This window comes from Pseudocolwellia sp. AS88 (assembly GCF_030551755.1).
Taxonomy (GTDB): Bacteria; Pseudomonadota; Gammaproteobacteria; order Enterobacterales; family Alteromonadaceae; genus Pseudocolwellia.
The window spans coordinates 21,606-34,672 of record NZ_JAUPEC010000013.1 but is presented as its reverse complement, the minus strand read 5'-3'; the positions used below and the strand labels follow the sequence as shown (position 1 = coordinate 34,672).

Sequence of the window (13,067 nt, the reverse complement as noted above, 5' to 3'; positions counted from 1 at the left end):
CCTTTAGTTCTCTGTTAAATACGTTGATAAGGTAAATAAATAATGACAACTAATACTGATATTGATCAAAACTATGCAGCGGCTTACGGCAACAAAGTAGGCTATGGTAAAAAGCCTGCACTTATTCTAATTGATTTTGTTGAAGCTTATTACGACAAGTCTTGCCCATTATATGCTGATGTTGAAGATGCCTTAGCGTCTGCAATACGTGTACTTGAAGCTGCACGAAAAGCTGGTGTTTTAGTGGTTTATACCAATGTTGTATACCACAAGTCAGGTGTTAACGGCGGTAGATTCTTCGAAAAAATATTACCTCTTGAGCACTTAGTTGAAGGTTCTCCTATGGGAGCTTGGGCTGGCGAATTGTCACCAAGAGAAGATGAACTGGTTATTTCTAAACAATACCCAAGTGCGTTTTTTGGTACATCGTTAGCTTCAACATTAACGGCAGCTGGCGTAGATAGCGTAATTCTTACTGGTTTAACAACAAGTGGCTGTGTAAGAGCAAGTTGTGTTGATGCAATTTCAAGTGGCTTTATTCCTACTGTTGTTGCAGAAGCGTGTGGCGATCGTCATGAAGATCCACATAATGCTAACTTGTTTGATATGAATGCTAAATATGCTGATGTTGTTAGCGAAAATGACATTATTAAGTACTTAGAATCTTTATAAAGAGTTTTTAAGTATTTATTTTGTGAGGGTTATAGGTAGGTCTAAGTATTCAGCTTGGCCTACCTATTTTTTATTCCAAGCAATACACAAAATCAGTACAAATTTCATCGATGAAAACCTTTTTGTTATTAGGCCAAATTAAATTAATTTAAGTTAATTTGACCCTAGTGTAGCGTCATTATTTCAGCACATTTCCAGAGCTATTGAGCAAAGCTAATAGCCCAAATCATTCCGTTAAAACGTTAAGTAAGAGCCATCATGACAGAATTAAAGCAAACTATTGATCCACAAGTTGATGTGAAAAAACTCTTTTCTCTAGCTTTTTCTGTGGGTGGCGTACAAGCCATGATTGCTGTGGTTGGAATTTTAACTATAAAGATTATTGCGCCTTTAGGTAGTGAGGTACTTGCTGGTGTTACAGCAGGGCAGCGACTTTATTTTATTATTCAGGCGGTTTTATTAGGTTTAAATGTTGGATCTTTGGCCTTGATTTCTCGAAGCCATGGTGAAAAAGATCATAAACAAACCAATGCTTGGATACGCCTCTCGTTATTAATTACCGTCATAACAACTATTATTTTCGGTGTTATATTTTGGTCAATTCCTGAGTTTTTATTGCAAAGTTTAGGCATGGAAGGCGAGGCACTTACAGAAGGTGTTAGTTATATTCAGGTACTGGCTTATTGTGGTTGGTTAATTGGTTTTTACTTTATATTAGCTGGTGCTTTAAGAGCTTGCGGCATTGTGAAAACACCTTTGCTTAGTGGTATTTTATTAAATGTTGGTACCTTATTCATCACCTATGTATTTGTTGAATATAATATTAATCCTGTAAGCCACTGGTCAGGAAGTTTAGCCTTAGCAGCAATTCTTGGTAATGTACTCGGCTTGGTTTTTATGATGTACCTCAGTCGTTCTAGGTTGCAGGAAATGTTCGTGGGTAAATGGACATTTAAAAATACTAGAGGCTTACTCAAAGTCAGTTCTCCAGCTATTTTTGAACAAGTACTTCGTCAAGTCGCTGTTTTAGCTTTTTTATGGGTGGTTGCTAAATACGGTACAGCACCTTTTGCTGCTTATGGTGCCAGTGTTATGTTGATCACTGTGTCTTTAGTTGTTGGCTTTGGCTTATCTATGGCGACAGCTGTTATGGTTGGACAAGCTATAGGGGCAGGCACTGTTCATTTGGCTAAACAAGTCCTGCGAACATCACTTATAACGTCTGTTATCTTTATGAGCGCTATTGGTTTAGTTATTGGTATTTTTGCACAAGAAATATCTATTTGGATGGTTGGCGAAGGTGAAGTGGCTTATTACACCTCTGTGCTCGTATTATTTTATGCAATAATTCAACCTGTTATGGCTGTAGACTTTGTGTTAACTGGTGCTTTGCAGGGCAGTGGGGATACACGCTGGCCTATGTTGAGTGTGATGTTAGGTAACGTCATTATAAGATTTAGCGCAGCTATGGTTTTATTACATTTTGAAGCGCCTGTTGAGTGGATATTTGCCACGGTATTTATCGACTATCTTGTAAAAACTGGCTTGTTAGTGTGGCGTGTTTATGGCTGTAATTGGTTAAAAGAATATGATGTTTGATTCCCCATCAAGCAAATACTTTCTAATATAGTTAACAGTTTAAGGTTATCTATAAGTAAAAGAATAGAATTCAATTGACATATACTTATATCATTATACTATGTGTGTATAAGTATTTAAAAAATGATTAATGCTCACTACATAAATCACAAAAATTGAATTAATGGTCTCCTGTAGAATATGATTATTATTGAGTTTGATATGGACTTCATATCATTATAATATCTATTTGTTATATCATTATAAAAATAATAAAATATAGAAATTAAACGACAGAAATAATAACTAATAATCAGGATGAATATTAAATGAGCCCAATTGATAAACTAATTAGCCCAAAACAGCAAAAGTCTCTGGACCCAAACAGTCATACACCTTTGTATCACCAACTATATAGTCTTTTCAAGAAAGTGATACTTAATGGCACCTTACCTCATGGTGCATTTATGCCTACAGAGCAGCAGTTATCTGATGCATTTAATGTATCTCGTATTACCTCTAAACGTGCGATGGATGAACTTGCGGCTGAAAAACTAGTTGAGCGTCGTCGTGGTAAAGGTACTCATGTAATTTTCAAATATACGCCAGGTTCAGTTAAAGCTCCACTCGTTGGGCTTTTACAAGAAATAGAAAGCATGGCACGCCAAACAAAAGTGCGTGTGTTGTCTGTTGATATTTTAAATCCACCTGAAGATATTCGTGAAAAGTTAGCCCTAGAGCCTAACGAAACAGCCATAAAAATTGTACGTGTTAGATCACGTGATGGTGTGCCTTTTGGTTATTACGTGAGTTGGACTGTTGGTTTAGATAAAAAACCAAGCATTCAAAAACTAGAATCTATCCCTCGTTTAGAAATATTCAGAGAGAAAGGCCTTAACTTTACACACATGAAACAAACACTAACAGCATGCGCTGCTGATGAAGTATTAGCTGAAAGTTTAGATACTGATATTGGTGAGCCATTATTAAGCATGATACGTCAGTCGTTTGATAGTGATGAAAAGCAACTTGATTACATGCAAGTTTACTATCATCCAGAAAGATTCCAATTTGAGATGGACCTGACCATTGATGAAAATTCATAGTTTATTTATCTAATATTATAGATAAGCGTAGCCAGGGCTAATCAAAAGTATTTAAAGCAAAAGGTAACTTTTGTAAAAGTATAAGCCAGTAGTTTGACTTATTTTTGTGTGTAATTTTTACCACTAACTTTAAGTGAGCTACTGTGCTGAATGTAATATTTAATTATTGATCCCTGGAGACAACATGGAAACAACCACTAAAACAGCTAAAGAAATCTATTTCGATGTTAAATCGAATCCGGCACGAGCAAAGTTTGGTTTTGGTAAGCAAGCAATATTAGTAAATATTGATATTCAAAAAGCTTACACCCGCACCGACTTATTCAAAACAGCTTACGAAAGCGATCCTAAACAAATCGATTACGTCAACGAATTAGCTGCCGCATTTCGTGAATTAGATTGGCCTGTTGTTTGGACAAATGTTGCTTACATGGAGTCAGGTGAAGATGCTGGTATTTGGGGCACACGCACCGATACACCAGACAGCTTACAAAATATTAAGTTTGATAGCGTACGTAGCGAACTTGATGACCGCTTAATTTTAGACCGCAAAAAAGACGTTTTTTATTGTAAAAAAATGCCTTCTCCTTTCTTCGAAACACAACTACAAAGTTTATGTGTATGGCACCAAGTCGACACTGTTATTTTAACGGGTGGGTCTACATCTGGCTGTATTCGTTCTGCAGCTGTAGATAGCCTTTCTCGCGGTTACCGCACTATGGTTCCAGAGCAATGTGTTGCTGACAAACATGAAAGTTATCATTACGCTAACTTAACCGATTTAGCCCTTAAATATGCTGATGTTATTGACGTGCAAGAAGCGCTTACGTGGTTAGCTGAACAAAGCAAATAGTGAGGAGTAAGTCATGAAAGAAGAACCAGGTTACTACGACTATTGGCCTTACGAAAACCGACCTAAAATTAAATGGCCTAATGGCGCACGCGTTGCGTTGTGGGTAGCACCCAATATTGAATTTTATGAGCTAAATCCGCCAGCTAATCCGCATCGAGCAGCTTGGCCGCAGCCTTATCCGGCTGTTGGCGGTTACTCTATTCGAGATTACGGCAATAGAGTAGGGCATACGCGTCAAATGCAGTTGTTAGAAAAATACGGCATTAGAGGTTCAATATCACTGTCTACCGCCTTGTGTGATCACCATCCAGAAATTATAGAAATGTGTAAAGAGCGTAACTGGGAATTTTTCAGTCATGGTATTTACAACACACGTTACACCTATGGCATGAGTGAAGAACAAGAGCGCGATATGATACGCGACTCAATCGAAACTATTTACAAACACACAGGGCAAAAATGTGCTGGTTACCTAGCACCAGCACTCTCACATTCTGAATATACCCTCGATTTATTTGCTGAAGCAGGTACAGAGTTATTTGGTAATGACGCAGGCTTTTATACCTGTGACTTATTTCATGATGACCAACCTACGCCTATTCATTTACGCAGCGGTAAGCGTTTTGTTTCTATTCCTTATTCGTTAGAAATGAACGACACCATCGCTTATGTCGTGAATAAAATTGAGCCTCGTCGATACGGTCAAATGATCAAAGACAACTTCGACAGACTTTATCAAGAAGGTGCAGAATCAGGCACCATCATGTGTATTCCTACGCATAACTATCAAGTAAGTTGTCCGCATCGTTTACGCGCGTTTGAAGAAGCCCTTGAATACATTACTGGTCATAGTGATGTTTGGATAACTACGGGTAAAGAAATAGCACAACACTTTTTAGATAATCATTACGATACAATAAATGATGATATCGCTAGTAAAATAGTGGGAGCAAAATAATGGCACTTGATAAAGAATATTTAGAATACTCAAAGCGTCAGTATGGAATGGACCACGACCGCTATAGCTGGAGCATGTTAGAAGATCGCCCTAAAGTGAATTGGCCTGATGGAAAATCGTTAGCTTTATGGGTTAATGTGAGTTTGCAATATTTCCCGTTAGATCAAAAAGGCATTCCTTTTAAAGTACCTGGCGGCATGACAATGCCTTATCCTGATTTACGTCATTATTCGTTACGTGATTATGGTAACCGAGTCGGCATTTATCGATTCTTTAAAGCTTTTGATCGTTTTGGTATTAAACCTACAATTGCGATGAACACCCGTTTAGCTGAAAAATATCCTTACCTATTAAAAAAAGTAGTAGAACGTGGTGATGAAATTATTTGTCATGGCTACCACATGGATGCGTTACATCACGATGGTTTAGCTGAAGGTGAAGAAGCTGAATTAGTGAGTAAATCGTTAGATAGATTACGTGAACTTAGTGGTCAAAAGGTAGAAGGTTGGTTAAGTCCTGCGCGTAATGAAAGTTCGATAACCCCTGAACTACTTAAACAAAATAACGTACGTTACTTTTGTGATTGGGTAAACGACGACATGCCGTACAGTTTTAACACTGAAAATGGTCCATTAGTCGCAATGCCTTTATCGAACGAGTTAGACGACCAATTCATTTTAATGAACAACCTACATTCAGAGCAATCGTACGTTGAACAGATTGAAGATTCGTGTGATTTGTTAATTAAAGAGGCTGAAACTTCTGGCGGAAGAATACTCGCTTTGAATATTCACCCTTGGTTATTAGGGCAACCGCATCGTATTGCTAAGCTAGAAGCCTTACTTGAAAAGTTAACGTCAAATCCTAAAGTGTGGTCAGCGTCTGCAAGCGATATTTTAAACGCGTTCGAAAACCAGTAAACCTCCCGTAAAACTCTAATAAATAAAATACAGCTGAGAGATAAAAAACTTAGCTGTTTTTTAAACCTATTTAGTAATTCTGAATTCCAAACCTTAATTCTACCAGCAAGTATCTAATCTAAAGTTATGACTTTTATATAGATGATTAATTATTTGATATTATTGAAGTACCTTAGTAGATTTGAATGTATTACTTTTAGATTGCTCAGTTATAATCGTTAAGGCAATAGTTATATTTGTATTATAATTATTTAATAAAGAACTCTGAGTAATATAACTTATAAGGATGTTGGTATGTTCGGTCGATTTACTAAAAACATTAAACCTCATGTTGAAGCAGAATTAGCTATAGCTCGAATAGCTAATAATAATGGTGATTCGGTGCTGGCATTTAAGCATTTAGAAAATGCTCATGTTCTCGGCCAAGAATCTACTTATTTTCACGTTAAAGTTCATTTTCTTATGTTGTGTTGGGCTATAAAAGAACATGATTTACGTGAACTTTTAGGGCAAGTATTTCGTGTTGTAGGAGCTGCAACAAAAACAGCTTTTGGTTTTATTCCAAGTGGAAATACGGGCGGTTCAAATGTTAGCCCGTTTAAAGTTATGCCTATCAGTTTGAAGCATGAAAATCATATTACTCGCGCTAAAACGGGTTTATAAAAAGATAAATCGTAACGTTTAAAATTCGAGGTCATTGTGTTTACTATGCTATTTTATTCAACTATTTAAATTAAATGGTTATTTAGGCATTAGCCTTAACTCAAGGAAATAGTGTGATCGAATACGCTGAAGAGTACCCAAAAACTGAGAAATACAAGAGAGTATTTTTATTTATATTATTAGGTGGTTTATGTGTAATTATTAATGAAAAGTGGTTCCTTCCATTTTTAAATTGGTATGTTGATACTGTTTATTGTCATCAGCCTTTTGGATACTCTGGTATTTCTCTTCTCTGGTATTCTTTATTTGTTGGGATACCATTATTAGTTGTTTTGCTAAGCATCCCTTACGATTTTATTTGTATAAGAGCAATACGCCAACAACAGTTCCCACCACAAGGTATGAAAGTCTATAAACCGACTAAAATTCGTCGAGGCTGGCAAGCAAATGCACAAGCACTATTCTTTTTATTAATAACTTTTTGTTTTATTGTTTTTTCTGTTTGGGGATATTTTGAAGCAGGTAAAATGCCACAAGAAGTCCCTGAGGATTTTGACTATAGTGTATGTGAAAGTTAAGCAGATAAAATGTGTAAATAGGATAATTATAGGCTATTTATCTAGTTGCTTTAGTTACCCACTCTAAGTTAACCACACTTAAAAAAGCTCAATAGGTTTATCACCTATTGAGCTTTTTAATATTCATTTTTTGTAATGAAGTAAGGTTATAAAATTTTTTAACTAAGCCAATAACTCTTTTCGAACGATTTCTGCACCCGCACTTAAAGCATTTAATTTATCTCTTGCCACTTGATGGGGTAGCGGCGCCATGCCACAGTTTGTACAAGGGTAGAGCTTATCTGCATCTACGTACTTCAGTGCTTTTCGTAAAGTATTGGCGACTTCTTCTGGTGTTTCAATAGTATGGGTTGCAACATCAATAGCGCCTACCATTACTTTTTTACCTCGAATAAGTTCAAGCAGTTCAATTGGCACATGCGAGTTGTGGCATTCTAGTGAGATAATATCGATACTAGATTGTTGAAGTTTAGGAAATGCTTCTTCATATTGTCGCCATTCAGATCCTAAAGTTTTTTTCCAATCTGTATTAGCTTTGATGCCGTAACCATAACAAATATGTACAGCTGTTTCGCATTTAAGCCCTTCAATGGCTCTTTCTAAACAGGCAATACCCCAATCATTTACCTCATCAAAAAACACATTGAACGCAGGCTCATCAAATTGAATAATATCAACGCCAGCGGCTTCTAATTCTTTGGCTTCTTGGTTGAGTATGATGGCAAATTCCCACGCGAGCTTTTCACGACTTTTATAATGATCATCGTAAAGGGTATCTATCATCGTCATAGGACCTGGTAAAGCCCATTTGATAGGTTGCTTGGTTTGCTGGCGTAAGAATTTAGCATCTTCAACAAACACTGACTTTTGACGACTAACAGGACCAACGACTGTAGGTACGCTAGCATCGTAGCGGTCACGAATTTTAACGGTTTTACGTTTTTCAAAATCAACACCGTTTAAGTGCTCAATAAAGGTAGTTACAAAATGTTGTCGTGTTTGTTCGCCATCACTAACAATATCAATTCCTGCGTGTTGTTGATCTTGTAATGACAAACGCAAGGCGTCGTGTTTGCCTTGAATGAGTTCTTCACCTTCTAATTTCCAAGGTGACCAAAGTGTTTCTGGCTCTGCAAGCCAAGAAGGTTTAGGTAAACTGCCAGCAGTTGAAGTAGGTAATAATTTTTTCATAAAAATGATGCCGTATTAGATAGAGTGATTGTTGAACGTCGTTTTTTAAGGTGACTAACGACGTTACTATTAAATTGAGTTACTAAGGCTAGGTATTAACCCGCTATTAAAAATACTGATTAAACGTAATTAGCAGACCTTTGTTCTAATACCTTTTGGTATGGTTTAATGAAGTGCTCTTGTGCAAATAGTCCTTGCTCATTACCTAATTTGCTTCGCTCTTGTCGGTCATAAACAATTTGAGTTAATGAATGATCTGGATTCTTCAAATTTGGTTTATAGGATTTTCCTGCTGCTGCATTGGCATTATAAATCTCAGGTCGATAGATTTTTTGAAAAGTGCCCATTGTGCTAATAGTGCTAATTAGCTCAAGGCTTGTGTAATCATTAAGTAAATCCCCCAAGAAATAAAAAGCTAAAGGGGCAACACTATTTGCAGGCATAAAATAACGAACTTGTAAGCCCATTTTTTTGAAGTATTGCTCAGTTAAAGAGGATTCATTTGGCTGATATTCAAAACCCAATACAGGATGCTGATTTTCAGTTCTATGATAGGTTTTGTTGTCTGAAACACTCAGACATATCACGGGTGTTTTATTGAAGTTTTGTTTGTAAACGTTTGAATTAATGAAGCTCTGAAAGAGTTTTCCATGCAGTTCGCCAAAATCATCTGGAATACTAAATGTCGACTGACCCTGATTATGTTCTTGCAGTAATACGCTAAAATCATAATCTCGAACGTAAGAGGAAAAGTTATTGCCTACAATACCTTCAGTGCGTTTGTTTGTTTGATGATCAACAATATTGGTTTTCAATACTTCAATCGAAGGAAAGCTTTTCCCACTGTTTTCAATATCAACATTAACGGAAATGATTTCAAGCTCAACAGAATAACGATCGCCTTTAGGGTTATCCCAGTGGGCTAAAGCATTAAAACTATTATCTATCATCTTTAAAGCGTTGCGTAAGTTCGCTTGGCGATAACTTCCTCGAGCCAAATTAGCAAAGTTGGTTGTGATACGCGTATTGTCTGATGGTTGATAATTTTCATCGAGACAAATGCTTTTTATAGAAAAGGTAAAGTCTTTGTTCTTCATGATCTTGTATCCAATTTATTGAGATAAAACCTACATATATTTATGGCTTTTTCTGGGCTTTACAGTGTTATTTTCTGAAATTTCTTATTAATTGTTTTTCACAGATATTGTTGATTTATATCTACTGTTCAAACTAAGAATTAACTGTAATATTGCCTAGAGTTAAGCTTACTGTGTGTTTTATACGTGGTTTGTATTATGAATAAAATTGATTTAATTTCATGGAACCATGAAGTTATTTCATGCATTAGTGTTTTAGCCTGATAGCAAGGTTATCTTAAGAGCTAGGTAATAAAAATATTTCTACATAACCCCTTAAACCCAAGTCAGTGAGTTAATTTCTCCGGGCTGTTTAAATAAAAAAGCTCAATAGACGTAACATCTATTGAGCTCTTTTTCTTTAAGTTTTAGTGTTCTAAATTTTGACTCTTTTTACTAGCTAACTCTTAATATATTAGCTGCGATGAGTTTATCTATTTCTTCTTGAGAGTAACCCATATCGGCAAGAATAGTTTTTGCATCACCACCTTCACGTGGTGGATCGCAACGTAAACCAAACTTTTCGCGATTCATTTCAATTGGTAGAGCAGGGAGTTTAACTTGCATACCATCTTCAAGAGTAATATTTAATAATCCGCCATCATTTAGGTGTGGATCATTAATTAGATCATTTGGCTTATTAACCGGTGCATAAGGTAAACCAATAGTGTCTAGTGTTTGTGACAGCTGCTGGGTAGACATTTGCGCGAATAATGCAGTAAGGCGTGGGATAACTTTGTCTCTGTTATCAAAACGACCTGTGTTGGTATCTAATGTTGTATCACTGGCAAAGTCAGTTAAATTAAACGCCTCACAAAACTTGCGCCATTGTGTGTCACTTACAACGGCAACAAATACACGTTCGTTGTTCGCTGTGGTGAATGAGTCGTATACGCCCCAAGCTGATTGGCGAACCGACATTGGCGGTGGCTCTATGCCTGTTATTGCACCTTGCGCAATGTGTTGCCCTACCATGAAGGCTGTAGTTTCAAATAATGCACTTTGTACTAACTTACCTTTACCTGTGGTATGACGTTCTTCCATTGCCGCTAAAATACCTATAACGCCAAACATTGCGCCTGTGATGTCTATAACTGATGAACCTGCGCGCATTGGCTTATCAGGTAATCCTGTCATGTAAGCTAGACCACCCATCATTTGAGCTACTTCATCTAAAGCTGTTCTATGTTCGTATGGGCCACTTAAAAAGCCTTTAAGAGAGCAGTAAATCACGCTTGGGTTTGTAGCTGCTATAGTTTCATAATCTAGGCCTGTTGATTTTAATCCGCCTGGTCTGAAGTTTTCGATAACTACATCGGCTTCATTCACTAGGTCTTTGGCGATTTTAGCGCCTTCTTCAGACTTTATGTCTAAACAGATGCTTTGTTTGTTACGGTTATACATTGAGAAATAACCTGTCCCCGAGCCTTTTAATCTTCGGGTATTGTCACCTTTAAGGGGTTCTATCTTTATTACTTGTGCGCCTAAGTCAGCCAAAATTAGTCCAGTAGCTGGCCCCATAACCATGTGGCTAAATTCAACTACTTTTATACCTTTTAAAGGTTGGTTGCTGCTCATTTATGTTCCCCTTTGATTATGTATTTTATGTTTTGCTGACTAAATTTAACTAGCCATTAATGAGTTAATGTCATAATATTATATCATTCTAGTGTAAAGTTTAAGTATTAACAAAAAAAACTTTCAATATTTTATTAATTTTATCTTGGGAGAAGGTATGAAAAAGACTGATATATTAATAAGTGAAGTAGGGCCAAGAGACGGTTTACAAAGCTTAAGTGGCATTATGCCTACCGAAGCTAAAAAACAATGGATAACGGCTTTAGCTAAATCAGGTATTCAAGAAATAGAAGTTGGCTCTTTTGTTCCCGCGAAAGTGTTGCCTCAATTAGCCGATACGGCTGAAATTGTAGCTCATGCAAGAAGTATTGCTGGTGTGCAAGTCGCTGTATTAGTGCCTAACTACAGAGGTGCTGAAAATGCGATTGCTGCGGGTGCTCATAAAATCAGTATTCCTTTGTCGGTGAGTGAAACTCATAGTTTAAAAAATGTAAAACGTTCACACGAACAAATGATAAGTGAAATTACCCGTATTGCCGAGTTAGTAAAAACAATTCCTAAAGCTGATCGTCCGCATTTTGAAGTAGGGCTTTCTACTGCTTTTGGCTGTAGTTTGGAAGGTGCGGTTTCAGAAGATTTAGTGGTACGTTTAGCTGAAGCATCAATAGCTGCAGGTTGTGATGAGGTTGGTCTGTCAGACACCACAGGTAGCGGAAACCCAGCTCAGTTGAAACGTTTACTTAGAAAAGTATGGGAAGCGGTTGGCAGAGACAAATTAACAGGTGTTCATTTACATAATACTCGTGGTCAAGGTTTAGCTAATGTACTTGCTGCTATTGATATGGGCGTTGAAACTATTGACTCATCTATGGGGGGGATTGGTGGTTGTCCTGCTGCGCCTGGTGCAAGTGGTAATATAGTAACTGAAGATTTAGTGTTTTTACTTGAATCTATGGGCTTGAGCACAGGGATCAACTTTGACGCTTTATGTGATGCGCGTCGTGTTTTTTCTGAACTTATGCCTGATGTAGAGTTATACGGTTTTACCCCATTAGCAGGTTTACCTAAGGGTTTTGAGATTAAGTAGTTAGACTTTAGTTTATATTGAAAAACTCATATCAAATAAAAAGAACAGAGTCTTTAAGCCTCTGGTTTTTAATTTTTGATTAGTTAATTTGAGTTGTTAATCTAAGTTCAAGCAGGTTTTGTGTTACAAGCTAGTTTGTAATAGTGGTTATTATTCCACTCAAAATGCTTTATTACTTGTAGCTCTGTTTTACGTGTATGAGCTTCGAAAGATCTTGGATTAACTTTATTGATAAAAGTGACCATTATTGGGTATCGTTTATTCATTTCACTTAAAGAAAAGTTAAATATTTGTTCGAAAATACCTGAGCCACGAACAGATTTATCTACACATACGGGGCCGTATTGATAAGAATTCTCAGCGGTTATAACTTGATCTAAATAAGTAGAGTCGTCTAAATTTTTGATCATGTATTCAAAGAGTGGCCATTGTGACCAAAATTGCCAAGAGGCGGCCATAGCATAAGCGACAATCTTATTGTCTACACAAGCAATGAAAAGACCTTTTTCATCTTCTATTAAACGGGTTAAATGAGACTCTGTAAAAGCTGTTGTGATAAAACCATCAGCCTTGTCTTCTTCGTTCATAGAGTCTATTTGGTATTTGTAATGTAACGTTAAAATTTCGTCTACATTGCTTAAGGTTGCTGTTTTTAATTCGACTGTCATTATTTACCCATTACTTAATGAGGCGGTTGTATTTTATTTTGGTCTGACTTTACGCCAGACCAATAGGGCGACTTAACTT

The 13,067-nt window shown here is 36.8% G+C and carries 13 protein-coding genes; 9 read left to right on the top strand and 4 right to left on the bottom strand.

Annotated elements, in window-relative coordinates:
- Window positions 1-42 precede the first annotated feature (42 nt).
- The 8 genes from Q5N69_RS10700 to Q5N69_RS10665 all read left to right on the top strand — a co-directional run bounded on the left by Q5N69_RS10700 (window position 43) and on the right by Q5N69_RS10665 (window position 7,328).
- Entirely contained in the window at window positions 43-672 is a 630-nt protein-coding gene (locus Q5N69_RS10700) for an isochorismatase family protein (protein WP_304368911.1), read from the top strand.
- A gap of 258 nt (window positions 673-930) precedes the next feature.
- Window positions 931-2,271: an MATE family efflux transporter gene (locus Q5N69_RS10695; protein ID WP_304368910.1), complete on the top strand. Its 1,341-nt coding sequence runs from the start codon at window positions 931-933 to the stop codon at window positions 2,269-2,271.
- Between the two features lie 308 nt (window positions 2,272-2,579).
- Window positions 2,580-3,356, top strand: a complete 777-nt coding sequence (locus Q5N69_RS10690; RefSeq protein ID WP_304368909.1) for a GntR family transcriptional regulator — start codon at window positions 2,580-2,582, stop codon at window positions 3,354-3,356.
- Window positions 3,357-3,540: 184 nt separating this feature from the next.
- Window positions 3,541-4,209, top strand: a complete 669-nt coding sequence (locus tag Q5N69_RS10685; RefSeq protein WP_304368908.1) for an isochorismatase family protein — start codon at window positions 3,541-3,543, stop codon at window positions 4,207-4,209.
- A gap of 13 nt (window positions 4,210-4,222) precedes the next feature.
- Window positions 4,223-5,167, top strand: a complete 945-nt coding sequence (locus Q5N69_RS10680; RefSeq protein ID WP_304368907.1) for a polysaccharide deacetylase family protein — start codon at window positions 4,223-4,225, stop codon at window positions 5,165-5,167.
- Window positions 5,167-6,087: a polysaccharide deacetylase family protein gene (locus Q5N69_RS10675; protein ID WP_304368906.1), complete on the top strand. Its 921-nt coding sequence runs from the start codon at window positions 5,167-5,169 to the stop codon at window positions 6,085-6,087. The genes Q5N69_RS10680 and Q5N69_RS10675 overlap by 1 nt, the downstream gene beginning before the upstream one ends.
- A gap of 294 nt (window positions 6,088-6,381) precedes the next feature.
- Window positions 6,382-6,750, top strand: coding sequence for a DUF3703 domain-containing protein (locus tag Q5N69_RS10670; protein ID WP_304368905.1), 369 nt, complete (start codon window positions 6,382-6,384; stop codon window positions 6,748-6,750).
- A 113-nt stretch (window positions 6,751-6,863) separates the two neighbouring features.
- Complete coding sequence (locus Q5N69_RS10665) at window positions 6,864-7,328, top strand: hypothetical protein (RefSeq protein WP_304368904.1); 465 nt, start codon at window positions 6,864-6,866, stop codon at window positions 7,326-7,328.
- Between the two features lie 162 nt (window positions 7,329-7,490).
- Here Q5N69_RS10665 and Q5N69_RS10660 read toward each other — a convergent pair whose 3' ends face one another.
- From Q5N69_RS10660 to Q5N69_RS10650, 3 genes are all read right to left on the bottom strand, one after another.
- Complete coding sequence (locus Q5N69_RS10660) at window positions 7,491-8,519, bottom strand: methionine synthase (RefSeq protein ID WP_304368903.1); 1,029 nt, start codon at window positions 8,517-8,519, stop codon at window positions 7,491-7,493.
- Window positions 8,520-8,638: 119 nt separating this feature from the next.
- Window positions 8,639-9,616: a DUF1852 domain-containing protein gene (locus Q5N69_RS10655; protein WP_304368902.1), complete on the bottom strand. Its 978-nt coding sequence runs from the start codon at window positions 9,614-9,616 to the stop codon at window positions 8,639-8,641.
- A 435-nt stretch (window positions 9,617-10,051) separates the two neighbouring features.
- Window positions 10,052-11,233 carry a CaiB/BaiF CoA-transferase family protein gene (locus Q5N69_RS10650; RefSeq protein WP_304368901.1) on the bottom strand — a complete coding sequence of 394 codons (1,182 nt, stop codon included), beginning with the start codon at window positions 11,231-11,233 and terminating at the stop codon, window positions 10,052-10,054.
- A gap of 157 nt (window positions 11,234-11,390) precedes the next feature.
- Here Q5N69_RS10650 and Q5N69_RS10645 point away from each other — a divergent pair, with 157 nt between their 5' ends.
- Complete coding sequence (locus Q5N69_RS10645) at window positions 11,391-12,320, top strand: hydroxymethylglutaryl-CoA lyase (protein ID WP_304368900.1); 930 nt, start codon at window positions 11,391-11,393, stop codon at window positions 12,318-12,320.
- A 107-nt stretch (window positions 12,321-12,427) separates the two neighbouring features.
- On the opposite strand, the gene Q5N69_RS10640 is transcribed toward Q5N69_RS10645, so the two are convergent.
- Window positions 12,428-12,988, bottom strand: a complete 561-nt coding sequence (locus tag Q5N69_RS10640) for a GNAT family acetyltransferase (RefSeq protein ID WP_304368899.1) — start codon at window positions 12,986-12,988, stop codon at window positions 12,428-12,430.
- Between the last annotated feature and the right edge of the window lie 79 nt (window positions 12,989-13,067).

Bases quoted from the DNA above. Each gene is read 5' to 3' on its own strand.
- Q5N69_RS10700 (WP_304368911.1), top strand. From the start codon at position 43: ATGACAACTAATACTGATATTGATCAAAACTATGCAGCGGCTTACGGC.
- Q5N69_RS10695 (WP_304368910.1), top strand. From the start codon at position 931: ATGACAGAATTAAAGCAAACTATTGATCCACAAGTTGATGTGAAAAAA.
- Q5N69_RS10690 (WP_304368909.1), top strand. From the start codon at position 2,580: ATGAGCCCAATTGATAAACTAATTAGCCCAAAACAGCAAAAGTCTCTG.
- Q5N69_RS10685 (WP_304368908.1), top strand. From the start codon at position 3,541: ATGGAAACAACCACTAAAACAGCTAAAGAAATCTATTTCGATGTTAAA.
- Q5N69_RS10680 (WP_304368907.1), top strand. From the start codon at position 4,223: ATGAAAGAAGAACCAGGTTACTACGACTATTGGCCTTACGAAAACCGA.
- Q5N69_RS10675 (WP_304368906.1), top strand. From the start codon at position 5,167: ATGGCACTTGATAAAGAATATTTAGAATACTCAAAGCGTCAGTATGGA.
- Q5N69_RS10670 (WP_304368905.1), top strand. From the start codon at position 6,382: ATGTTCGGTCGATTTACTAAAAACATTAAACCTCATGTTGAAGCAGAA.
- Q5N69_RS10660 (WP_304368903.1), bottom strand. From the start codon at position 8,519: ATGAAAAAATTATTACCTACTTCAACTGCTGGCAGTTTACCTAAACCT.
- Q5N69_RS10655 (WP_304368902.1), bottom strand. From the start codon at position 9,616: ATGAAGAACAAAGACTTTACCTTTTCTATAAAAAGCATTTGTCTCGAT.
- Q5N69_RS10650 (WP_304368901.1), bottom strand. From the start codon at position 11,233: ATGAGCAGCAACCAACCTTTAAAAGGTATAAAAGTAGTTGAATTTAGC.
- Q5N69_RS10645 (WP_304368900.1), top strand. From the start codon at position 11,391: ATGAAAAAGACTGATATATTAATAAGTGAAGTAGGGCCAAGAGACGGT.
- Q5N69_RS10640 (WP_304368899.1), bottom strand. From the start codon at position 12,988: ATGACAGTCGAATTAAAAACAGCAACCTTAAGCAATGTAGACGAAATT.